Source organism: Archangium violaceum (assembly GCF_016887565.1).
Lineage (GTDB): Bacteria > Myxococcota > Myxococcia > Myxococcales > Myxococcaceae > Archangium > Archangium violaceum_B.
Genome location: NZ_CP069396.1, coordinates 9,560,135 through 9,581,613, shown reverse-complemented (window position 1 = coordinate 9,581,613; position 21,479 = coordinate 9,560,135). Strand labels below are relative to the sequence as shown.

Sequence of the window (21,479 nt, the reverse complement as noted above, 5' to 3'; positions counted from 1 at the left end):
CCATGATTCAGTCTCTTCTGCTCGCCCTGCTCACCCTGTTGGGCTCAATCGAGGTGCGGGTGCTCGCCCCCGCTCCCGACCAGACCCATACGATTCCTTCGTGTGCTCTGGTTTGCTCCTGGCCATCGTTGCCAGAGACGGGGACGGACGGCCTGGAGCAGCACCCCACGGTCGAAGCAATTGCCGGCAAGGATCGAAGCCGCCTTCCGTTCACGAAGAAGGGGAAGTCGCTCGTCAAGGAGAAGAACGCCACGCAGAACGACGGAAAGATCATCTGCGAGAACTGCAAGGTGGAGACAGTTCCAGGTCAGAAGCACACCAAGGACACCACTCCTCCGCCCAACGAGGCACAGGTCGACCACGTCATCCCAAAAGCCAAGGGCGGTAAGGGTGACCCCGAGAACGGCCAGGTTCTATGCCGTGACTGCAACATCAAGAAAGGCGACAAGCAGGAATGAGGGTGCGAAATGGCTGGTGATGCTTCCGAGCACTCGGTCAAGGTCTTCTTCGAACTACAGCAGGATGAGGATGGTTATCCGCCCGTGACGTGCGAGAGCATGTGGGCCACGCCCCTGGGCGATGGGCTCTACCGGCTCGGCAACATCCCCTTCTTCGCTCGTGGAGTCGCCTACGAGGACGTCGTCTCGGCGGTGCCTCGTGACGATGGCACGCTCGGCTTCGTCGAGGTCGTGCGCCCCTCCGGGCACAGCACGCTGCGGGTCATCGCCTATGAGGATTCCAAGGCCCCTGAGCTGCGGCGCCAGCTGGAGGCGCTCGGGTGCGACACCGAGCAGAGCCACATTCCGAACCTGTTCGCTGTCGATGTCCCCCCATCCGTCTCCCTGGATGCGGTGAGGCACCTGCTCGAAGCGGGGGATGCCTCCGAGCACTGGGAGTACGAGGAGGCGTGTCTGGAGCACTCCTGACGACTATCGCAGCACCCCCAGGGCTTCGAGCCGGTCGAAGAGTTCCTCCCGTCGTGGACGCGGGGGGGGATGCGCCTCCAGGAAGGACTGGATGGTCTGCACCTCGTCGGAGCGGTAGGCGAAGCCCGTGGCCTCCTTGAAGGCGCGAGCGTCCACCACGATGGGGTATTGCAGGTGGTAGAGCGCTCCGGGGGGCAGCCTCGGCAGCCCGAAGCGGCCGAGGAGCTGGCGCAGCACCATCATGGGCAGCGGCACCGGCTGGCGCTGGGCCTGGCGGATGATGACGGACAGCGGCAGCGGTTGCGGACCCGCGATGTTGAAGACGCCGCGCACGCGCTTCTCCACCGTGAGCGCGATGGCCGCCGCCACGTCGTCCTCGTGCATGAACTGGAAGAGCGGATCATACCCCGCCACCATGGGCACGCGCCGGCCTCGGAGGAAGGTGGCCAGCGTGCCCTGCGCCGAGGGCCCCAGCGTGTAGCACACGCGCAGCACCGACGTGGTCAGCTCCGGGTAGCGCCACAGCGCCGTGGACGCATACAGGTCCGCGGCCACCAGGTCCGCCAGCTCCGGGAAGGAGGCCAGCTCCTTCGGCGGCTCGTCCTCCGTGTGGTACAGCGCCGAGTCCGGCGCCGCCCCGTAGAAGGTGTGCCGGCCCACGAAGACGGCGTGCTTCACCCCGTAGGCCCGGCAGTGCTCGAACACCACGCGCGTGCCGCCCAGGTTGATGCGGTGGCGCTCCTCGCCCTGCACGCGCAGCGACGTCACCGTGGCCATGTGCACCACCGCCTCGGGCCGCCGCGTGCGGAAGACGTCCTCCGCCGCCCGCTTGCGCAGATCCACCGCGTGCAGCTCGATGTCCGACGGCGCGTCCTCCCACGGTCGCGTGTCGATGCCGAGCACCGTGTGCCCCTTGTCCCGCAGCGCCAGCGCCACCCGCTGTGCCACCGCTCCACCAATGCCGAGGATGAGGACCCTCATGGCTCAACGCCCCTCCCAGCGCTCGTGACGGCGCTGCTCGATGATGCCCGCGATGCGGCTCTTCACCTGCTCCACGTAGCCCTGGATGACCACGTCATCCTCGTTGCCCGTGCCCTCGAAGACCATGGGCTCGCCATAGTGGATCTCCAGGGGCACGGGGAGGGGAAGTGGCAGCAGGTAGGGCGTCACGGGGACGTAGGGCACCCCGAGGAGCCGTCCCAGCCCGTAGAGGTTGGCCACCGTGGGGATGGCGGCCCCGCCCCCCAGGAAGCCGAACGGGACGATGGGCGAGCGCGTCTTGAGCGCCAGGCGCATGAAGCCCGTGCCGAAATCCACCAGGTCGTAGCGGTGCGGGTAGAGCTTCGCGGTGCCGCGCGCGCCTTCCGGGAAGACCATCAGCAGCCGGTCCTCCTCCAGCAGCCGCACCGCGTGCTCTGGCAGGCCGGGGAACTGGCCGCAGCGGCTCGTCCACGTCGAGGCCACCGGCATGGCGTTGATGAACTTCTCCGCCATGCCCTGCGCCAGCCTCGGCGGCTCCATCTCCAGGAAGCACGAGGTGACGATCATCGCCCCGTCCACCGCCACCCCGCCCGAGTGGTTGCCCACCAGCATGGCCCGCCCGCGCGCCGGCACGTTTTCGATTCCGTGACAGCGCACCCGGAAGTACTGCCGGTAGAAGAAGCTCATCGCCTCGAAGACGATGCGCAGGTGCCACTTGGACACGCCGTAGGGGTCCACCCCGTACGCGTTGAACGGCAGCTCCATCCGATCCAACCGGGCCTGCACCGAGTCCTCTTGCTTCACGCCCCCTCCGGGTTCGAGGCGCGCCATCGTGTCAGATATCCCGCCCCCATGGGCGTCCATGTGGCCTGATACTTCCCCGCACATTGTGTTTTCTTAGAAAAGTTATTTTCATTGGATATCTCGGACAGCCGCGAATATCTGGAGATTCCAAGAATTCCACGGGAGTCAAGCTTTGCAGCGAGGAAGTACTGGGAGGTCGGACATGAGGACGAATCGTTTCACCGCGGTCTGGGGAGCCCTGCTGTTGGGAGTGTGGGCGGCACTGGCGCTTCCGGGCACGGCGGAGGCGAAGCCGTCCCAGGGCGTGAAGGTGGAGCGGCGGGAGTTCCCGGTGCGGCTGTCCGACGGGCACACGTACACGGTGGTGGGCTACCTCTACTACCAGGGCAGTCTGAAGAACCGCCCGGTGCAGATCCTCACCCACGGCATCACCTACAACCACGAGTACTGGGACCTGCCGGAGATCAACGGCGAGGACTACTCGTACGCGCGGTACATGGCCCGCCAGCACTACGCGGTGCTCGCGTTGGACCTGCCGGGGGTGGGGGAGAGTGACAGGCCGCAGGGGGACTTCATCGACCTGGAGCAGTCGGCGAGCGCCCTGCACCAGGTGGCCCAGCGGCTGCGGGCCACGGCGGAGAAGAACACCTTCGAGACGCTCATCTACGTGGGGCACTCCAACGGGGCGCTCATCTCCACCGTCGCGCAGGCGCAGTACCACGACGCGCAGGCGGTGGTGATGACGGGCTGGCTGAACACCCTCCACGAGGTGCCGGTGGATCCCGCGCTCCTCATCGCGCTCGCGGAGCAGGGCCCCTACATCACCATCCCCGGCGAGCTGCGCGGAGGCCTCTTCTATGACGCGCAGCACACGGACCCGTCGGTCGTCGCCTACGACAACCAGGTGGCGGACACCGTGCCGCGCGGCCAGTTCCTGGACCTGCTGACCGTCCTGGGCTCGCCGGAGTCCATCCCCGTGCAGGGCATCACCGTGCCGCTGCTGGTGCAGCTCGGGGAGAAGGACCTGCTGGCGTCGGCGGCCTATGCCCACCAGGAGGCGAAGGCCTACCCCAACTCCCCCTGGGTGGTGGTGCGGACGCTCCCGGACACCGGGCACGCCGTCAACGGCCACTCCACCCGGGAGCGGAGCTGGGCGGGGATCGACGCGTGGCTGCGCCTCGTGACGCGGTGAGGCTCAGGAAGCGGAGGTGAGCTCGCCGAGGAAGCGCACCACCTCCACCGCCGCGGCCTCGGGCCGCAGGCTGGTGTCGGAGATGCCGGCCACCACGCGGGTGATGTTGTGGTCCACCGCTCCCGGCCGGGCCCAGAGGCGGGCCGGGGGCGCGGTGACGTAGGCGGAGAAGCTGTGGTGCCCGGAGCCCGGGCGCTCGCCGACGACGTGGATGAGGGCCCGGGGGGCTTCCAGGGCCGCGTCCCCGAAGAGCAGCTCCGCCGCGCGGTAGCCGGCCCGCACGCGCCCCAGGCTCAGCACGAGGTGCTCGGGGGCCACGCGGTAGCCAGCGGTCTCCAGCCGGGTGCGCAGCGCGGTGAGGAAGGGGCGCAGGTGGCCCTCGTCCATGAGCGAGCGCGCGTCCAGCCCGTCCGAGATGGCCAGCTGCACGTTGAAGCGGCCCGCGTGGCGCGCGCGCAGCGCCTCCAGCACGCGCTCGGAGGAGGGCTCCAGCTGCTCGCCCGAGGGCGGGTGGAGGATGTAGTCGCGGCGGTCCGCGGCGCGGGTGCGCAGGCGCACGGCGTCGGGAATCGTCGCGACGAAGTCCGCGGAGAAGTCGGTCCACAGGCCGGTCTTGGCGTCGTCGTAGAGCTGGCGCAGCTCCCGGTCGAGCGTGGGCTCCAGCGCCCACGGGTGCTCGCCATGGCCCACGGCGAGGGGGACGCCCCGGGCGCGCACGTCGGCCATCTGCCGCGAGGCCTCGGCGAGCACGTCGGCGTCCGGGCGTGTGTCGCCCTGGTGGCGGCGGTACTGCAGGTACACCCAGGCGGGGTCTCCGAAGTGCTCGGTGGGCCGGCCCTGTGCGTCGATGACGCCGAGCCGCTGGAAGAAGGCCCACATCCGGTCATCCACCTTGTAGCCGTGCTTCTCGCGCAGGCGGACGTGGTCCTGGAACGCCGTGGTCAGGTAGCTGAGCATCGGATCGTTCCGGGTGGGCAGGGCCATGAGGTAGCCGGGGTTGGCCGGCATGAGCTGCTCCTGGCACCACTCCAGGTCGTCCAGCGACACGTCCATGTGCAGGGTGGAGCAGACGTCCAGGCCGATCGTCAGGCCGTGCAGCTTGCCCATGACGATGTCCTCGAGGCAGCAGCGCACCAGCTGCTCGCGGGTGCGGAACACCTCGGGGCCGATGAAGCCGGCCACGTCGTTGACGTGCACCCAGGGGGCGGGCTCGAGTCCGGCGCGGGCCTGCGCGGCGGCGACGCGTTGGGTGAGGGCGCGGGAGAAGCCGTACTTGCGCGACTCGTGCACCACCATGTCCGCGCCGGCGGCATGGCCGTTGGTGGCGTCGGCGCCCTGGCCCGTCTCGAAGTACATGCCCCAGCGCCCGGTGCGCGAGGCGGTGTGGGCCTCCATCTTCTCCAGGGTGACGTCGAAGGTGCGGTTGGCGGCCTCGGTGCTGCCCAGGCTCTGGAACCAGATGCCGGTGGTGCCCGGCTGCATGGCCTCCACCACCGCCTGCACGTCCACGTGGGACAGCACGCAGTGGGGCATGACGTCCTGGAGCTTGAACGTCACCAGAATCTCGTGCAGGGCGGACTCCACGGCGGCCACGGACTCGGGCGCCGAGGACACCGGGTTGGTGCCGAGCACCACGTCCCCCACGGCGAAGGCCCAGCCGTTGAACACCTGCCAGCGGATGTCGTCCGGGTGGTCCGTGGGCGAGTTGGGCTGGATGCGCGCGCCCAGGTAACCCCTGGCGCCCACCTTGCTGCCGGGGAGCGGGTTGAAGACCTTGCGCCCCACGGCGGCCAGCTCCTCGTTGGACAGGAGCTTCACCACGCAGCCGATGGTGTCGCTGCTCAGCCCGTCCTTGAGCTCGTGGATGTCCTCCTCGCTCGCGGAGAGCAGGAAGGACTTGAGCTCGCCCAGCGTCCAGCTCGCGGTGCGCGCCTGGGCCTCGGTGTCGAGCGCGCCCTGCATGTAGGAGTAGAGCCGCTCCTCCACCAGCGGGTGCGCGTCCAGATCCCCGATGCGCGTGCGCGCGAGCAGGGCCCGGGCGTTGCGGCGCGACACCTCGTCGGCCGCGGCGACCCCGATGGAGGCATCCCCCTCCTTGAACTCATTTGCGGCACCAACGACCTGCTGGTAGAGCCGGTGCTCGAAGGCGCCGCGCAGGCGTGTCACGTAGGCGAACACGTCCTCCTCGGGGAGGATGTCGTGGAGCGAGACGAGGCCGGGGGCGCTCTCGGGGGAGTGCGCGGCCGCGGGGCCGGCGTCGGGGGTTGGAGCCACGGGAAGCCGCGGCGAGGGCTCCTCGAGTGGGTGCGTCAGGCTTTCGGCCATGGCGTGCTCTCCTCGGGGTAGGAGGCTAATCCCACCCCGAATGCGTGTCACGGGAGTCCGGGTCGAACGCGGCTGACCAGCCGACAATTTCAGCGGGTGCTCGTGGCCCCGGCGTTCAGGTGCTCCAGGAAGAAGGCCACCACCACCAGCGAGTGGCTGATGGCGCCGCCGAGGATGAGCTGGGGCACCGCCGAGCGGGGATGCAGCTCCACTGCGATGTCCTCGCCCGCGTCCTGCCTGCCCTCGTGCGCCTTCACGCAGTCGAGCGCCAGATAGCTGTGGCACCGGTTGCTCTGGATGGCGGGGTTGGGGTGCACCTGCCCGAGCCTCACCACGCGGCCCGGCACGTACCCCGTCTCCTCCTCCAGCTCGCGCGCGGCGGCCTCCGCGGGGTCCTCTCCGGGCTCCACCATGCCGCCCGGAATCTCCAGCGTCGTCTCGGTGATGCCGAAGCGGTACTGGCGGATGAGCACCAGCTGCTCGTCCTTCGTCACCGCGATGATGTTCACCCAGTCCGGGCTGTCGATGACGACCCGGGGGTGCTCGTGGCCGGTGCGGGGGTCGGCCACCACGTCCTGGCGGACCTTGATGACGCGGTAGTCGTGCTCGAGGCCCCGGCGCAGGCGGGGCCACGGTTGGATGGGGTTCATCGGCTCAGTTCAACAGCGCGGCGCGCTCGCGCAACTCCCGAGCCGTCCATTCCAGCCGATCCCTGTCCGGTGCGTCCGGCGACAGCTCCAGGCAGCGCTCCACGTCCTTGAGGGCCGCCCGGTAGGCTCCCAGGTTGGCGAGCAGCGCCGCCCGGGTCCGCAGCTCGCCCGGATGGTTGGGGGCCAGCATCAGCAGCAGGTCCACCACGGCCAGGCCGCGCTCGCCCTCGTCGCGCTCCAGGTACACCCGCCGCAGGTTGGACAGCATGCGGTAGGTGATGAGCTCCACGGGCGCTGGGGCCAGCATGGAGGGGTTGAACTTGAGCTGCGGCGCCACGCGCTGCAGCAGCTCCCGGCAGCCCTCCTCGGTGAGGATTTCGCCGCAGTGGAACGGGTCCACCACCAGCTTGTGGTCGTCCCCCGTCTCGCAGGCCACCAGGAAGTGGCCGGGGAAGGGGACACCATAGAGGGGGATGCCGGCGCGCCGGGCCACCTCCAGGTACACCACGGAGAGGGTGATGGGCAGGCCCACCTTCCGCTCCAGCACCTGGTCCAGGAAGCTGTTCTCCGGGGCCTGGTAGTCGTCCTCGTTGCCGCGGAAGCCCTCGATGTCCGCCAGCACGTGACGCAGCGCGGTGAGGCCGGCGAGCACCTCGCCGTGGCCCGCGTCCCGCTCCATCTCCAGCTGCACCCGGGCGGCCAGCGCGTCCAGGGTGTGCAGGTAGGCCGAGGCATCCAGGGACGGCCGGTTGATGGTGGCGATGGCCAGCGCCGCCAGGTCCAACCGCGGAGGGTCGGCCGCGAGCGCGGACACGAGGCGTTCGCGGGCTACGGACGGGCTGAAGGTCGAGGTGATGCTCACGGCGGGAAGGACTAACCCAGGCGGGGGCGGACGGCAAAGGCAGGCAGGCAGTCAGCTCCCCGGGGGTTCGGGGGGCAACAGCCGGCCCTTGATTTCGGCGTTCATCGCCACCTGGGCGGAGATGAGCCCCGACAGGAGCCCGTCCTCGAACTCAAAAGTCGGGTGTTGCTTGAGTTGCGGGAAATCGTGGGGGTTGCGGAGCTCCTCCGGGGTGATGTTGGGGACGACCTCGCGGGCCAGGCGGAGGACCTTGGCCTGCTGCTGGGAAATCATCCGTTCGAAGAGCTTGCCGGCAATCTCCAGCATCTCCCACCCGGTCTCTTCCGTCATCGCACGTGTCTCCTCGCCCGGGTGCAGTAACCCCGGGGACAGGGGAGCACCAATCTACCCTGGCCCCTGGCTGGTTGGTTGCCCGGGAGGCATGGCGGGCGGTGCGAGGTCGAAGTAGCCCCCCGGACATTCCATCCCCAGCTTGAGGCAAAGCCCCGGGAGCGGAGGCGGTCCCGGGCGGAAAGGCAGATGGCACGATGGCATTCGGATTTGCGGAGAACCCGGCGCTCTCGATCACGCCGCACCTGGACTCCGTGGACTACCCGGTCACGAGAGAGCAGCTCGTCTCGGCCGCGGCGGACAACGGCGCGTACGTGGACATCATCAACGTCCTCAAGTCGTTACCGCGGGAGGAGTACCAGTCCCGGGAAGACGTGATGCGCGACCTGGCGGAGGCGGCGCGGCGTTTCGCGAGCGGGGGTCTGCGGGACGATGACGGGGTGGACAGGGACCGGCGCAACATCGGCCGCGACCTGGTGGAGAACGCTCCCGACGGGAACTCGCGGCATCCGTAGTGGCGAGGTGCTGAGCACCAGTTGAGCAATGAGGTTGAGCGATGAGGCGCTCGCGGGCGCCGGCCAGGGAGGGCCGGTACTCGCGGGCGCTCGGTTTTTCCGGCGCACGATGGAGTCCCCACTCTTCGGTCTGTACACTCGATCCTTCGAGGTTTCGGGGGGCCGGAATGATGACTCGCGTGTGCGCGGTGGCAGCAATGCTGGTGCTTGGGACGGGGTGCCCCGTGGGCGGGGAAGAAGGGGTACTTCATCAGGCCATGCTCATGGACGAAATCCAGAGACTGGCGAAAGACAGTTGCCAGCCGGCGGCTATCAAGAAGGCGTGTGGGCCCGATTTCGAGGCATGCAGGGCATCATGTCTGGAGGAAATGAAAAGGAGGGCCCGGAAATGAAATGGCATGCTCGGTTCGCCATTTTGCTGGGATTTCTCCTGCCGGTACCGCTGATTTGGACCATGAGCGGCTTGTTGCTTCCGGGGTTGAATGCCTCTAGACCGCACGATGATGGCAACAGGTTCGTTCCCATACTTGCGCCAGACGAAACGAGACGATTGCTCACCTTTGAGAAAGACTGCCAGGAGGATGAGGAATGTGAGGCCCCGCTCGTCTGCCTGAGCAACCAGTTGATGTGGAAGAGTGCCTGCGTGGCGAGCACTTGTACGACGGATGCGGACTGCGCCCAGGGCCTCTCCTGCCATTCAATCACAGCAGGCGAACGTGTGTTGCGCAGGTGTGGTGCCCCAGGTGAATTGGCCGCGGGGGAGTTTTGCATGGAATTGCCCCGCAGTCGGAGCCTGGGGTGCGCGCCGGGCCTGCTGTGTACCTACAGGTATTGCCGCCGCCCCTGTGAGCCAAAGGAGCCCCGGAGTTGTCCGGAGGGATTTTTCTGTAGTACCGCGGATACGAAAGGCCCTGTGTGTCTTCCGACCTGCGAGGGACGCTCTTGTCCCGAGGGGCAGCGCTGTGTGGCAAGAGAGCGCGGAATCTCCATCTGCGCGCAGGTGCATGGAACGGATTGTCAGCTCAATCCCTGCCCGGTGGACCAAGTGTGCCACATCTCGGCCCTGGAATCACAAGGTGCTGTGTGGATGAAGTGTGCGCCTTCATGTGACGAGCAGAGGAAACCGTGTCCCGAGGGCTATTCGTGCATGGTCGATCACTGCCGACAGCAGTGCAGCTCGGATGCGCCGGGCTCTTGTGGTCCGATGGAGACGTGCGCGGGATTCTCGGAGCATTCCCCCGGTATCTGCATTTTCGACACCGAGAAGAAGTGAGGCACGCGCCGGAGGCACGCGGCGTACGGAGCGCCGCTGTTTCACCCATCTCGTGAGGAATGAGTCAGCGCCAGTCTGGCGGGGCCAGATTGATGCGGGGCATAGTAGCTAGCTGGAGTCCCCACGGTTCAGCCTGTATGCTCGGGTCTCAGAGGATCCAGGGGGCCGGATTGATGACACGCGTGTGCGCGGTGGCCGCGATGCTGGTGCTCGGGACGGGATGTCCCGTGGGCGGCGGAGCGGGGGTGCTCCATCAAGCCATGCTCAGGGACACCATCGAGAAATTTGCCGAAGACAGTTGCCCAGAGGCAGACCTCTGGGACGAGTGTGGGCCCGACCGTTTCGAGGGGTGCATGGCTGCATGTAAGGAGGAGATGAAGAGGAAGGCCCGAAGATGAAGTGGCGTGCTCGGCTTGCCATCATGCTGGGATTTCTGCTGCCGATCCCATTGATTTGGGTCTCGAGTACGCTGCTGCTGGGTGGACTGAATGCGTCCGAAACGCACGAGGATGGCAGCAGGATCGTCCCCATACTTCCGCCCGACGAGACGAGACGGTTGCCCACCTTTGAGCGGTCCTGTCAGAGAAACGAGGACTGCGATGCCCCACTCGTCTGCCTGCGCAGCCAGTTCATGTTGAAGAAGGCGTGCGTGGCGAGCACTTGTGCGACGGACGTGGACTGCAACGAGGGTCTTTCCTGCCATTCAATTGCAGCAGGCGAACGTGTGGTCCGCATGTGCGGGGCCCCAGGCATGGCGACAGAAGGGGCGTTTTGTATGGAACTGCCCGTCAAACGGAACATGGCTTGTGCGCCGGGCCTGGTGTGCACCCACAAGGAATGCCGCCGCCCCTGTCAGCCCCAGGAGCCCCGGAGTTGTCCGGAGGGTTTCTTCTGTAGTACCGCGGATGTGAAAGGCCCCGTGTGTCTGCCAACCTGTGAGGGGCGCTCGTGTCCCGATGGGCAACGATGCGTGGCACTGGAACATGGAGTATCGATTTGCGCGCGGGTGCATGGAATGGATTGCCAGCTCAATCCCTGCCCGGAGGATCTGGTGTGCGAGGCTGCGGCCCGAAAACTCCAGAATGGCGTGTGGATGAAGTGCATGCGTTCATGTGACACGCAGGCACGACCGTGCCCCGAAGGGTTCTCGTGCATGAGTGGCCGCTGTATCCAACGCTGCAACTCGAATGCGCCAGGCACCTGCGGGCCGATGGAGGAGTGTGTGGGGTTGAGCGAGGACCACCCGGGATTGTGCGTGTTCGACTTCGACGAATGAGGCTCGTGCCCGGCGTTCGGTCTTCTTCCTGGAGACACGCGGCGCACAGAGCGCCGCTGTCTCACCCGTCTTGAGAGGAATGACTCAGCGCCAGTCCGGTGGGGCCATGTTGACGCGGGGGACGTAGTAGCCCTTGGGCCCCTGCAACACCGTTTCGAAGGCCGGGTCGTTGAGCACCACGCTGCCGGGGCTCTTGTCCACCATCGCCGGGTCCACCTTGCCGCCCTCGATGGGCAGCTTCGCGTAGGTCGGGATGCCGTATTGGCTCAGGTCGTCCACAGCCACGCCGCAGATGGGCATCAAGGTGCCATCCGGCAGGTAGAGGCGGTCGAACTGGATGTAGACACGGTTGGGGGTCGTCACCGCCTCGCCCGTGATCTTCAGGTACAGCTCCTGCCCCTTCATCACCACGAGCATGTCAGCGGTGACGGGACCGGGCTTGAGGTTGAGGGAGCCTCCGTCCTCAATGGATCTGTCCGACGCCGGGGTGCCGGTCTTCAGGAAGGAGCCCTGCTCATCCGGCTTGATGCCCAGCGTGACGGGGGTAGCGCGGGCCTCGGGGGAGCAACTGGCGAGGTAGCCGATGGGATCCGGCCGCACGGGAGTGGTGGCGCATCCGGCGAGCTGTGCGACGGCCGCTCCCAGCAGGCTGGTGAGCAGTGCGCACAAGCGCGAGGGCGCCTGGACCGACTCGGTGGAATCTCTGAGGGTGGTGTCGGGAGGGGTAGAGGATGGCACGGACTGGGTTCCTTTCTCGGGGGGCACCAGAGTGGCTGGCGCGGTGGACTCCGCGCGTGAGCCGTCCTCCCGGGGAGGGGCCATTGTCACGCGGAGGAGTGTCCACCCTAACCCGAGCAGTCCCAGTCCGAGGGCCAGCGCGATGAGCCACCGCGACCATCGTGTTCCGGCCCGCTGCGTGCGCCCGGCGGGAGTTTCCTCTGGAGCCGACGGGGCCTCTTGTACCTCCTCCATCACGTCCACATCTGGGAACGACTCCCGCAGCCGTGAGCACTCGGAGGGCCGTTCCGCCGGGGCCTGCCAGGGGGCGGTATGTCCTTCTTCCCGAAGCAACAGCTCCAACTCCTCGCGTACGGCGCGGGCGCTCGGGGGGCGCTGTTCCGGCTCCTTGGCCAGCAGCCGCAGGGTCAGCGCGGACAGTGAGGCGGGAGCGTCGGGCGCGAGCTGCCCGGGCTCCAGGGGCGACACCGTGGCGATGGCCACCAGCAGTTGCTCCAGTGACAGCCGGGTGCTGAAGGGACGGCAGTTGGTGAGTGTCTCGTACAGCAGCACGCCAAAGGCATACAGGTCGGCACTGGACTGGGCCTTCAGTCGTGAGCCCTTGTGCATGGCCTCGGATACCAGGAAGGAGACGACCTCGGGTGGCTGGCAATGCAGCGTACCCGGTGCCAGTCCGTCCGTCAGAGTGCGGGCACACGGCAGGTGTACCGACCCGAGGTCGATGAGGAAGGGTTTGTCATCGCCCTTTCGCACCAGCAGGTTGTCGGCCTTGAGGTCCCGGTGACACATGCCGCGCTCGTGCATTGATTCCAGGGGCTTCAATGCCTCACACAGCACTCTCACGGAGCGGTGAAGGGAAGCACGCTCGCTCCAGCGCCATTCGTGGAAGGTGCTCGCGGAGACATACGGAGTGACGAACCAGGCGTAGCCTGTTTCAGGGTCGGGCCACCGACCCCATTCGAGCACGGGCAGCAGGTTCGGGTGCTCCAGGTGCTCCAGCGAGGCCACCTCGCGGCGCATCCAGGCATCCACCTGGTCCTCGTCCTCGGCGGAGACGGGCCGGGCCGCCATCTTCAATGAGTAGCTGCTGCCCGCGCGCTCCGTCAGATAGACGAAGGAGAAGCCGCCGACGCCCAGTCGACGCACGATGCGGAAGTCCCGCACCATGTCCCCCGCGCGCAGTTGGTTGGGGTGCAGGGGCGGGCTCATGGGCGCACCGGTTCCTCTTCCAGGGAGAGCGGCCGGAAGACTCCGGGCGAGTCCTCTCCATCCAGTGCCAGCTCTACCTGTGAGGCCCCTTCCGGAACCAGGCTGGTAAGGACATGTTGCTGGCGTGTGGGGTTTGCCGCTCCCGAGAGCAGGTGGGCAGGCCACTCCAGCAGGACGCCGTCCGCGAGTGTCGCCCGCAGCCGTGCTTGCACCAGCTTCCAGGGCGGGGTGCCCTGCTTGCGGCTTCGCACGGTCACGGTGGCGAAGAGGCGTCGGCCCACCCAAAGCATGGACTTGACCCGACCGCGCGAGACCTGTGTGTTGTATTTCACTGCTTCCTGGGGGACGTCGAGAGTGGCGCGGGCGTCCGGCGCGCCGAGGAGGCTCCGGGCCATGTACTCCGCGCCGTCCTCGTCGGTGGAGCCCCAGGCGTGCACTACTCGCACCCTCGCGTCCACCACGTCGTGCCGGGTGACGAGCACGAAGCGGAGGGGGGCAGCGCCGGGTCCGGCGTCCAGGGTGAGCGTCACCCGCTCGCCGTCGGCCAGGGGCCTGGTGAGGAGGATGACCATCGAGTCATCGCTCGTCGGACCGAGCTGGATGCGCTCCTCGTGCTCCGGGAGCTTCGGGGCCCCGGGCTTCAGCGGCGCTTCGAACTGCACGAGGGTGGCCACGTCCACCGCCACGTGCAGCTCCACGGGAGGCACCTCTCCGGGTCGGGCGGGGACCACGAGTGTTCGCCGCTGGAACGTCTGCCCAGCAGGGTGTTCCTGAGCGGTAGCCGGGATGGAGAGCAGGAACCACGGAAGGAGGATCCAAGGACCAGGACGCACGCGAGTCCTCACACGGGCAGGCGGTCAGGGTAGGGGAGGCGCTCCCGCCGGAGCAAGCGCAAAACCACTTCCGCCGTCATCTCGGATGAGCCAACTTCTTGGATGAGGTAGTCCCGAGCCGCGACTTCCGCGGGGCTTTCTGCGAGCGTTCGCGGCCGTCATGCGCACCTTCCGTTCGTGCTCCCTGCTGTTCCTCGTGGTCGTGACCGCCGCGTGCAAGCGCAACGTTCCCTCCCTGATACCCGAGCCGACCGCGTCGCCTCCTTCACGACTCGAGTTCCGGCCCTCCGTGGACTCGGCCCTCACCGAGACGGTGAAGAGCACGTTGAGCGGCGGTTCGTCAGGCACGCGGGAGGCGGAGATGACCACCGTCACGGGCTTCACTCCCGAGCGGGACGGATGGCTCCTCACCCAGCGCGTGACGCGTGCGAGCTACTCCATGGATGGAGCCCCGGTGGACACGCTGGTGGACGACGTCCTCACGCGCTTCGCCCTGCGCGTGCGGCTCGCGGCGGATGGCACCTATGTGCAGGTGGTCGAGCCTGAGGCCGCGCTGGCGGCACTGAAGGAGGTGGCACCGGCCGGGTTGGATATCACGCCCCTGGAGCGCTTCTTCTCGCCGGAGGCGCTGGAGGCGAGCACCCGGAACGAGTGGCAGGTGAAGTACGGCGGTCTCCACGGCAGGGGACTGGAGCTGGGGCATCGCTCCCACGCGGTGGGCACGGTGTCGTTGGGCGGACGCGAGGTGACGTACCTGCTGGAGCGCACCGTGGTCGGGACGCTGCTCACCGAGCACGGTGAGGCCTGGGTGTTCTCGCTGCGCTGCCTGGACGCTCCGGGAGACGCCGCGCCCCCGGATGTTCGCGACACGCTGCGCCTGGCGGGAAACCCCACGCTCACACCCGAGGTTCAGTGCGAGGGAGAACAGTTGCTCGGAAAGGGCCGCTTCCTGCCAGTGAAACGAGAGTTCACTCTACGGGCGCCGTTGGACGGTGACACCTGGACGTGGGCGACGCAGTCGGCGCTGGAGTCGCCGCGGGCGCCCGAGGAGGAGCAGTGATGGGCTACGTGGAGAACCTCATCGAGGACGAGGCGGGCATCCGCGCGGTGGTGCAGGGCAGCAAGCGGGTGGCGGTGCTCGGCATCAAGACGGAGCAGCATTCGGGGCAGCCGGCCTTCTACGTGCCGGAGTACCTGTCCCAGGCGGGCGTGGACGTGGTGCCAGTGCCCGTCTACTACCCGGAGGTGACGCACATCCTCGGCAAGCCGGTGTTCCGGAGGCTGGTGGACATCCCCGGGGACCTCGACCTGGTGGACGTGTTCCGGCGGCCGCAGGACATCGACCAGCACGTGGACGACATCCTCGCCAAGAAGCCGAAGGCGGTGTGGTTCCAGTCGGGCATCCGCAACGACGCCGCGGCCGAGAAGCTGGCCCGCGCGGGCATCAAGGTCGTGCAGGACCGTTGCCTGATGGTGGACCACCGGCGCTACGGGCGCTGAACGCCTCGGATTCCAAGAAGGTGTGAGGGGTTGGAGGGCGTGAATCTCCGCCCTCAACCCCGCTAGTGTGCCGCCCCATGCGACGACAGCCTTCCTCCAGTGTCTTCTTCGATGAGTCACTGTGGCCGTTGCTCGTCGTCCGGTTCTCGGGGGAGGTCAGTCAGGCTCAGACCGACGAGTTCCTCCGCGGCTCGGAGCTCTCTCTCCGCCGGGGAGAGCGGCACGTCTGTATCCTGGATGCCAGGCTCGCTCGCGGTCAGAGCTTGCCCAACAGGCGCAAGCAGCACATCGGCTGGCTCGAGGCGTACGAGTCGCCCCTTCGAGCGCTGACGATGGGCTGCGCCTTCATCTTCCCCTCACCCTTCTTCCTCCTGTCGATGAGGGCCTTCCTGCACGTCAAGCCGCTGCCCGTGCCGTACTTCGTCGCCCCCGGCCTCCACGAGGCGGTGGGCTGGGCGGCCGGGCGGCTCGAAGCGGAAGGGCTGTCGCTTCACGCCCGGCGCGTTCGCGCGCACTTCAAGCTCCAGGGTTGCTACGCGGAGCGCTCCACCGGTTAGCTCACACCTGCTCGAAGGGCACGGGAGGCCGGGCCAGGGCGCGCTCGGCGCTCAGCTTCGCCTGGTGCAGCGCATCGAAGCCGCGCTCCATCTGGGACGGGGACACCGGCGGCAGGGTGGACACCACCACGTGGACGGGGAAGCCGCGCTCCTTGAGCAGCGCCAGCTGCAGTCGGAAGTGGTCGTGCCGCAGCGCCGCCGAGCCCGCCGCGATGCCCTGCGCGTACGCCATGGGCCCGCCCAGCATCGTGCGCGTGCGGCTCGGCAGGAAGTGCACGAGGATGGCGTCCAGGTCCTTGCCGAACGCGCTCTCCCGCATCGACAGCGCGGGCGCCTTGTCCACCAGCCCTCCGTCCCAATACAGGTCCCTCCCCAGGCGCACCGCGCGGAACAGGCCCGGGTAGGCGCACGTGGCGTGCACCCGTGGCGCCAGCTCGCCCGAGGTGAAGACCTCGTGCGTGCCCTGCGTCAGGTTGGCGCTCGCCAGCAGCAGCGGGTAGGGCAGCTCCTCGAAGCTGTGCACCGGCAGCGTCTCCTCCAGCAACCGGCGGAAGCGCTCACCCTTGAGCAGGCCGGTGGCTCCGTGGCCCTCGGCGGGCAGGCCGTTGATCACCGCCCCGATGGGGTCCGGATCCCAGAACGCCTGCCGCGTCTGCTTGAGCACCAGCTCCTCGATGGAGTGCACGCTCGCCCCTGCGGCCGCATAGGCGGCGATCAGCCCTCCAGCGCTCGTCCCCGCGTACGCCGCGGGCTTCAGCCCCGCGCCCGTCAGCCCCTTGAGGAAGCCGGCGTGTCCGTAGAAGCCGAAGTACCCGGCGGAGAGAACGAGTCCGAAACGTTTGCCTTCGAGGAGCTGGTGCAGGGTGGGAGCGGGCATGGCCCGTCTCTAGACGACCCTTCCCCACATGGCAACGCGCCGCGTCGGCCTGTCGGTCTTCTCTGGTTTTTCGTCGCGCATCGATATATGTAGATTCACCGATATGGAGGAGCTGTCCCAATCCTTTCGGGCCCTGGGGGACCCGACGCGTCTGCGAATCCTGCGCCTGGTGGCGCGGGCGCCGCTGAACGTGTCGGAGCTGGTGTCCCTGGTGGGGGTGGCGCAGTCCTCGGTGTCGCACCACCTGGGCAAGCTGAAGGGACTGGGGCTCATCCGCGAGGAGCGGCAGGCCGGCTTCACCTACTACTCGCTGGCGCTGGGGCCGGTGGACGCGCGCTGGCCGCTCATCCGCCTGGCCCGCGAGGCGGAGGACGAGGAGGGCGACCTGGCGCGACTCGAGGACCTGCTGCGGATGCGCGCGGACCGGCAGGCGCTCAACGAGCGGCTGCTGGAGCCGGGACAGTCCTGGTTCCTCTGGGCCGGGGCCCTGGCCTCGCTGCTGCCGGCGCTGGACGTGGCGGACTTCGGGTGCGGCACGGGCCTGCTCTCGGTGTCCATGGCGCGGTGGGCCTCGCGCGTGTGGGCCATCGACCAGAACGAGGCGGCGCTGACGCAGGCCCGCGAGCGCGCCTCCCGCGAGGGCCTCTCCAACATCACCTTCCTGCGCGAGGACCTGGGGCGGCTGTCCCTGCCGGCGGGCGAGCGCGACCTGGTCGTCATCTCCCAGAGTCTCCACCACGTGGAGTCCCCACCGGCGGTGCTGGCCGAGGCCTCCCGCATCCTCAAGCCCGGGGGCAAGCTGGTGGTGTTGGAGCTGATGCCCCACGACGAGCGCTGGGTGTTGGAGCGGTTGGGCCACCGGCACCTCGGCTTCGCGCCGGAGACGCTCGAGACTTCACTGCGCGAGGTGGGCTTCGACGTCCTCACGCGCGAAACGCATGCACGCGAGGGGGCGAACCCCTTCCGCGTCTTTCTCCTCACCGGAGTCAAACAGCGATGAGCAGCCATCTTCCCGCCCCTCTTCCTCCGCCCCCGGGTGAGAACGGTCGTCGTGTCGAGGCCCTGCGTGCCGCCATGCGCGAGCGCGTGCTGGTGCTGGATGGCGCCATGGGCACGCAGCTGCAGGCGAGGAACCTCAAGGCCGCGGACTTCGGCGGGCCCGAGTACGAGGGCTGCAACGAGTACCTCGTGCTCACGCGCCCGGACATCATCGAGAGCATCCACGCGGCCTACTTCGCCGCGGGCGCGGACGTGACGGAGACGGACAGCTTCGGCGGCACGCCGCTGGTGCTGGGCGAGTTCGGCCTGTCGCACAAGGCGATGGAGATCAACATCGCCTCGTCGAAGCTGGCGCGCAACGCCGCCGAGGCCGCCGAGGCGAAGGACGGGCGGATGCGCTGGGTGGCCGGCTCCATCGGTCCCACCACCAAGGCCATCAGCGTGACGGGCGGCATCACCTTCGAGGAGCTGGTGGACAACTTCGCCGCGCAGGCGGAGGGGCTCGCGCTGGGCGGCTCGGACTACCTGCTGATCGAAACGTGCCAGGACACGCGCAACGTGAAGGCGGCGCTGCTCGGGTGCGAGCGGGCCTTCCGCAAGCTGGGGTGGAAGCTGCCGGTGGCGGTGTCCGGCACCATCGAGCCCATGGGCACCATGCTGGCGGGCCAGTCCGTGGAGGCGCTGGCGGCGTCGCTGGAGCACGTGGAGCTGCTCTACCTGGGGCTCAACTGCGCCACGGGCCCCGAGTTCATGACGGACCACATCCGCTCGCTGGCGGCGATGAGCCCCTTCGCGGTGTCGTGCGTGCCCAACGCGGGCCTGCCGGACGAGAACGGGCACTACCTGGAGTCGCCGGAGATGTTGGCGCGCTCGCTGCGCCGCTTCTGTGAGCAGGGCTGGCTCAACGTGGTGGGTGGCTGTTGTGGCACGCACACCGGCCACGTGAGCGCCATCGCCCAGGCGGTGAAGGGCCTGGTGCCGCGCCGCGACGTGCCGCCGTCGCGCTCCACCCTGTCCGGCGTGGACTTCCTGGAGGTGCGCGACGAGGAGCGTCCCGTCATCGTCGGCGAGCGCACCAACGTCATCGGCAGCAAGAAGTTCAAGGAGCTCATCGTCGCGGGGCAGCTCGAGGACGCCTCGGAGGTCGCCCGCGCCCAGGTGAAGCGCGGCGCGCAGGTCATCGACGTGTGTCTGGCCAACCCGGACCGGGACGAGCTCGAGGACATGCGCCAGTTCCTGGAGGTGGTCGTCAAGAAGGTGCGCGTGCCCTTGATGATCGACTCCACGGACGAGCGCGTCATCGCGATGGCGCTCACGTACTCGCAGGGCAAGGCCATCATCAACTCGGTGAACCTGGAGGACGGCGAGGAGCGCTTCGAGAAGGTGGTGCCGCTGGCGCGCCAGTACGGCGCGGCGCTGGTGGTGGGCTGCATCGACGAGAAGGGAATGGCCGTCACGCGCCAGCGCAAGCTGGAGGTGGCCGAGCGCTCCTTCGAGCTGCTCACCCGCAAGTACGGGATGAAGGCGGAGGACCTGTATTTCGATCCGCTCGTGTTCCCGTGCGCCTCGGGTGACGTGCAGTACACGGGCAGCGCGGTGGAGACCATCGAGGGCGTGCGGCTCATCAAGCAGCGCTTCCCCCAGTGCAAGACGGTGCTGGGCATCTCCAACGTGTCCTTCGGCCTGCCCACCGCGGGCCGCGAGGTGCTCAACTCGGTGTTCCTCTACCACTGCGTCCAGGCGGGCCTGGACATGGCGCTGGTCAACTCGGAGAAGCTGGAGCGCTACCCGTCGCTGCCCGCCGAGGAGCGCCAGCTGTCCGAGGACCTGCTCTACAACCGGGGAGGAGATCCGGTGACGCCCTTCGCCGCGCACTTCCGCGAGCGCAAGCCGAAGAAGGCGGACGTGAGCACGCTGCCGCTGGAGGAGCGGCTGCAGCGCTACATCATCGAGGGCAGCCGCGACGGCCTCCACGCGGACCTGGACCTGGCGATGGAGAAGTACGCGCCGCTGGAGATCATCAACGGCCCGCTGATGAAGGGCATGGACGAGGTGGGCCGGCTCTTCGGTGCCAACGAGCTCATCGTGGCCGAGGTGCTCCAGAGCGCCGAGGCGATGAAGGCGGCGGTGAGCTACCTGGAGCCGAGGATGAGCAAGGCCCAGGCGGCCTCGCGCGGGAAGATCGTGCTCGCCACGGTGAAGGGAGACGTGCACGACATCGGGAAGAACCTGGTGGAGATCATCCTCGCCAACAACGGCTTCCACGTGGTGAACCTGGGCATCAAGGTGCCGCCCGAGCAGCTGGTGAGGGCGGTGCGTGAGCACAACCCGGACATCGTGGGCCTGAGCGGCCTGCTGGTGAAGAGCGCGCACCAGATGGTGGCCACGGCGGAGGATCTGAAGCGCCAGGGCGTGGACGTGCCGATCCTGGTGGGCGGCGCCGCGCTGAGCCGCAACTTCGTGGACCGGAACATCGCGCCGGCCTACGGGGGCGGCACGGTGGCCTACGCGCAGGACGCGATGAGCGGCCTGGAGCTGGCCAAGCAGATCGTCGATCCGGCGGCGCACGAGAAGCTGAAGGGCGAGCTGGCCGAGCGCCGGACGAAGCTGTCACAGCAGGACAAGGATCGGCCCAAGCCGAGCGTCGTGGTGTCCGCGGCGCGCAGCCCGGAGATCCCCATCCTGGAGCAGGTGCCACCGGCGCCGGACTACGTGCGGCACGTGCTGACGAACACGCCGCTGGACACCATCTGGCGCTTCATCAACCCGGTGATGCTGTACGGGCGGCACCTGGGCCTGCGCACGGCGTCGCGCGCGCTGGGCACGGCGGCCGAGGCGGAGCTGGCGAAGACGGAGGAGGGCCGCAAGGCGCTCGCGTTGAAGGAGCAGGTGGAGCTGATCAAGGGCTCGCTGCGCGACGGGCGGATGCAGGCCAAGGCGGTGTTCCAGTTCTTCAAGGCGGCCAGCGACGGCAACCGCATCACCCTCTTCGATGGGCAGACGGGTGAGCAGCGGGTGGTGTTCGAGTTCCCCCGGCAGGAGAAGCAGGGCGGGCTGTGCCTGGCGGACTTCGTGAGGCCGCTGGAGGGCGGGGAGCCGCGGGACAACCTGGCCATGTTCGTGGTGACGGCGGGGCAGGGGATTCGCGAGCTGAGTGAGGAGTACAAGGCGAAGGGCGAGTTCCTGAAGATGCACGCGGTGCAGGCGCTCGCGTTGGAGACGGCCGAGGCGTACGCGGAGATGCTGCACACGCAACTGCGCAGCATGTGGGGCTTCCCGGACAAGCCGGACATGACGATGCTGGAGCGCTTCCGGGCGGAGTACCAGGGCAAGCGCTACTCGTTCGGCTACCCGGCGTGCCCGAGGTTGGAGGACCAGACGCTGCTGTTCCAGGCGCTGAGGCCGGAGGAGATCGGCGTGCAGCTGACGGACGGGTGCATGATGGAGCCGGAGGCCAGCGTATCCGCGCTCGTCTTCCACCACCCGCAGGCGAGCTACTTCTCGGTGACCTGACAGGTCCGTGTATGTCCCCTCTCCCTCTGGGAGAGGGCTAGGGTGAGGGTCTTCGCCCGGGGTCTACCCTCACCCCCCGCCCTCTCCCAGGGGGAGAGGGAGCATGCGCAACCCGAGCA

Annotated in this window: 18 protein-coding genes; 9 read left to right on the top strand and 9 right to left on the bottom strand. The window is 68.1% G+C overall.

Annotated elements, in window-relative coordinates; genetic code table 11:
• Nucleotides 1-2: 2 nt before the first annotated feature.
• Together JRI60_RS38115 and JRI60_RS38110 are read left to right on the top strand one after the other, a co-directional pair.
• Nucleotides 3-458, top strand: coding sequence for an HNH endonuclease (locus JRI60_RS38115; protein ID WP_204220943.1), 456 nt, complete (start codon nt 3-5; stop codon nt 456-458).
• Between the two features lie 9 nt (nt 459-467).
• Nucleotides 468-926 carry a DUF4265 domain-containing protein gene (locus JRI60_RS38110; protein WP_204220942.1) on the top strand — a complete coding sequence of 153 codons (459 nt, stop codon included), beginning with the start codon at nt 468-470 and terminating at the stop codon, nt 924-926.
• A 3-nt stretch (nt 927-929) separates the two neighbouring features.
• Here the strand turns inward: JRI60_RS38110 and JRI60_RS38105 are convergent, their stop codons facing one another.
• Both JRI60_RS38105 and JRI60_RS38100 read right to left on the bottom strand, forming a co-directional pair.
• Nucleotides 930-1,907 carry an SDR family oxidoreductase gene (locus JRI60_RS38105; RefSeq protein WP_204220941.1) on the bottom strand — a complete coding sequence of 326 codons (978 nt, stop codon included), beginning with the start codon at nt 1,905-1,907 and terminating at the stop codon, nt 930-932.
• A 3-nt stretch (nt 1,908-1,910) separates the two neighbouring features.
• On the bottom strand, nt 1,911-2,672 hold the full coding sequence (locus tag JRI60_RS38100; protein ID WP_204229264.1) for a lysophospholipid acyltransferase family protein: 762 nt from the start codon (nt 2,670-2,672) through the stop codon (nt 1,911-1,913).
• A gap of 241 nt (nt 2,673-2,913) precedes the next feature.
• Here JRI60_RS38100 and JRI60_RS38095 point away from each other — a divergent pair, with 241 nt between their 5' ends.
• Nucleotides 2,914-3,903, top strand: coding sequence for an alpha/beta hydrolase (locus tag JRI60_RS38095; protein ID WP_204220940.1), 990 nt, complete (start codon nt 2,914-2,916; stop codon nt 3,901-3,903).
• Nucleotides 3,904-3,906: 3 nt separating this feature from the next.
• On the opposite strand, the gene eutB is transcribed toward JRI60_RS38095, so the two are convergent.
• The 4 genes from eutB to JRI60_RS38075 all read right to left on the bottom strand — a co-directional run bounded on the left by eutB (nt 3,907) and on the right by JRI60_RS38075 (nt 8,070).
• A complete protein-coding gene (gene eutB / locus JRI60_RS38090) occupies nt 3,907-6,228 on the bottom strand; it encodes an ethanolamine ammonia-lyase subunit EutB (protein ID WP_204220939.1) in 2,322 nt (773 codons plus the stop codon).
• An 89-nt stretch (nt 6,229-6,317) separates the two neighbouring features.
• Entirely contained in the window at nt 6,318-6,878 is a 561-nt protein-coding gene (locus tag JRI60_RS38085) for an NUDIX hydrolase (protein ID WP_204220938.1), read from the bottom strand.
• Between the two features lie 4 nt (nt 6,879-6,882).
• On the bottom strand, nt 6,883-7,740 hold the full coding sequence (locus tag JRI60_RS38080; RefSeq protein ID WP_204220937.1) for a SirB1 family protein: 858 nt from the start codon (nt 7,738-7,740) through the stop codon (nt 6,883-6,885).
• A 51-nt stretch (nt 7,741-7,791) separates the two neighbouring features.
• Complete coding sequence (locus JRI60_RS38075) at nt 7,792-8,070, bottom strand: hypothetical protein (RefSeq protein ID WP_204220936.1); 279 nt, start codon at nt 8,068-8,070, stop codon at nt 7,792-7,794.
• Nucleotides 8,071-8,267: 197 nt separating this feature from the next.
• On the opposite strand from JRI60_RS38075, the gene JRI60_RS38070 reads away from it, so the two are divergent.
• Entirely contained in the window at nt 8,268-8,585 is a 318-nt protein-coding gene (locus JRI60_RS38070) for a DUF2795 domain-containing protein (protein ID WP_204220935.1), read from the top strand.
• A gap of 2,633 nt (nt 8,586-11,218) precedes the next feature.
• On the opposite strand, the gene JRI60_RS38065 is transcribed toward JRI60_RS38070, so the two are convergent.
• Together JRI60_RS38065 and JRI60_RS38060 are read right to left on the bottom strand one after the other, a co-directional pair.
• On the bottom strand, nt 11,219-13,081 hold the full coding sequence (locus JRI60_RS38065; protein WP_204220934.1) for a serine/threonine protein kinase: 1,863 nt from the start codon (nt 13,079-13,081) through the stop codon (nt 11,219-11,221).
• Complete coding sequence (locus tag JRI60_RS38060) at nt 13,078-13,914, bottom strand: DUF2381 family protein (protein WP_204220933.1); 837 nt, start codon at nt 13,912-13,914, stop codon at nt 13,078-13,080. The genes JRI60_RS38065 and JRI60_RS38060 overlap by 4 nt, the downstream gene beginning before the upstream one ends.
• A 160-nt stretch (nt 13,915-14,074) precedes the next feature.
• On the opposite strand from JRI60_RS38060, the gene JRI60_RS38055 reads away from it, so the two are divergent.
• The 3 genes from JRI60_RS38055 (at nt 14,075) to JRI60_RS38045 (ending at nt 15,971) form a co-directional block, all read left to right on the top strand.
• Nucleotides 14,075-14,974, top strand: a complete 900-nt coding sequence (locus tag JRI60_RS38055; RefSeq protein ID WP_204220932.1) for a hypothetical protein — start codon at nt 14,075-14,077, stop codon at nt 14,972-14,974.
• Nucleotides 14,974-15,414 carry a CoA-binding protein gene (locus JRI60_RS38050; protein ID WP_204220931.1) on the top strand — a complete coding sequence of 147 codons (441 nt, stop codon included), beginning with the start codon at nt 14,974-14,976 and terminating at the stop codon, nt 15,412-15,414. Before JRI60_RS38055 ends, JRI60_RS38050 begins: the two co-directional genes overlap by 1 nt.
• 77 nt (nt 15,415-15,491) lie before the next feature.
• On the top strand, nt 15,492-15,971 hold the full coding sequence (locus tag JRI60_RS38045) for a hypothetical protein (protein WP_204220930.1): 480 nt from the start codon (nt 15,492-15,494) through the stop codon (nt 15,969-15,971).
• A gap of 1 nt (nt 15,972) precedes the next feature.
• Here the strand turns inward: JRI60_RS38045 and JRI60_RS38040 are convergent, their stop codons facing one another.
• Nucleotides 15,973-16,848, bottom strand: coding sequence for a patatin-like phospholipase family protein (locus tag JRI60_RS38040; protein WP_204220929.1), 876 nt, complete (start codon nt 16,846-16,848; stop codon nt 15,973-15,975).
• Nucleotides 16,849-16,951: 103 nt separating this feature from the next.
• Here JRI60_RS38040 and JRI60_RS38035 point away from each other — a divergent pair, with 103 nt between their 5' ends.
• Nucleotides 16,952-17,848 (top strand): ArsR/SmtB family transcription factor, encoded by an 897-nt coding sequence (locus JRI60_RS38035; protein ID WP_204220928.1) that lies wholly within the window; start codon nt 16,952-16,954, stop codon nt 17,846-17,848.
• Nucleotides 17,845-21,360: a methionine synthase gene (gene metH, locus JRI60_RS38030; protein ID WP_204220927.1), complete on the top strand. Its 3,516-nt coding sequence runs from the start codon at nt 17,845-17,847 to the stop codon at nt 21,358-21,360. Before JRI60_RS38035 ends, metH begins: the two co-directional genes overlap by 4 nt.
• The last annotated feature ends 119 nt before the right edge of the window (nt 21,361-21,479 follow it).

What these genes read in the sequence shown, in the direction of transcription:
- JRI60_RS38075 (WP_204220936.1), bottom strand. Translation starts at nt 8,070, where the DNA reads ATGACGGAAGAGACCGGGTGGGAGATGCTGGAGATTGCCGGCAAGCTC.
- JRI60_RS38055 (WP_204220932.1), top strand. Translation starts at nt 14,075, where the DNA reads ATGCGCACCTTCCGTTCGTGCTCCCTGCTGTTCCTCGTGGTCGTGACC.
- JRI60_RS38045 (WP_204220930.1), top strand. Translation starts at nt 15,492, where the DNA reads ATGCGACGACAGCCTTCCTCCAGTGTCTTCTTCGATGAGTCACTGTGG.
- JRI60_RS38100 (WP_204229264.1), bottom strand. Translation starts at nt 2,672, where the DNA reads ATGGAGCTGCCGTTCAACGCGTACGGGGTGGACCCCTACGGCGTGTCC.
- JRI60_RS38110 (WP_204220942.1), top strand. Translation starts at nt 468, where the DNA reads ATGGCTGGTGATGCTTCCGAGCACTCGGTCAAGGTCTTCTTCGAACTA.
- JRI60_RS38105 (WP_204220941.1), bottom strand. Translation starts at nt 1,907, where the DNA reads ATGAGGGTCCTCATCCTCGGCATTGGTGGAGCGGTGGCACAGCGGGTG.
- metH (WP_204220927.1), top strand. Translation starts at nt 17,845, where the DNA reads ATGAGCAGCCATCTTCCCGCCCCTCTTCCTCCGCCCCCGGGTGAGAAC.
- JRI60_RS38115 (WP_204220943.1), top strand. Translation starts at nt 3, where the DNA reads ATGATTCAGTCTCTTCTGCTCGCCCTGCTCACCCTGTTGGGCTCAATC.
- JRI60_RS38040 (WP_204220929.1), bottom strand. Translation starts at nt 16,848, where the DNA reads ATGCCCGCTCCCACCCTGCACCAGCTCCTCGAAGGCAAACGTTTCGGA.
- JRI60_RS38085 (WP_204220938.1), bottom strand. Translation starts at nt 6,878, where the DNA reads ATGAACCCCATCCAACCGTGGCCCCGCCTGCGCCGGGGCCTCGAGCAC.
- eutB (WP_204220939.1), bottom strand. Translation starts at nt 6,228, where the DNA reads ATGGCCGAAAGCCTGACGCACCCACTCGAGGAGCCCTCGCCGCGGCTT.
- JRI60_RS38065 (WP_204220934.1), bottom strand. Translation starts at nt 13,081, where the DNA reads ATGAGCCCGCCCCTGCACCCCAACCAACTGCGCGCGGGGGACATGGTG.
- JRI60_RS38050 (WP_204220931.1), top strand. Translation starts at nt 14,974, where the DNA reads ATGGGCTACGTGGAGAACCTCATCGAGGACGAGGCGGGCATCCGCGCG.
- JRI60_RS38095 (WP_204220940.1), top strand. Translation starts at nt 2,914, where the DNA reads ATGAGGACGAATCGTTTCACCGCGGTCTGGGGAGCCCTGCTGTTGGGA.
- JRI60_RS38070 (WP_204220935.1), top strand. Translation starts at nt 8,268, where the DNA reads ATGGCATTCGGATTTGCGGAGAACCCGGCGCTCTCGATCACGCCGCAC.
- JRI60_RS38035 (WP_204220928.1), top strand. Translation starts at nt 16,952, where the DNA reads ATGGAGGAGCTGTCCCAATCCTTTCGGGCCCTGGGGGACCCGACGCGT.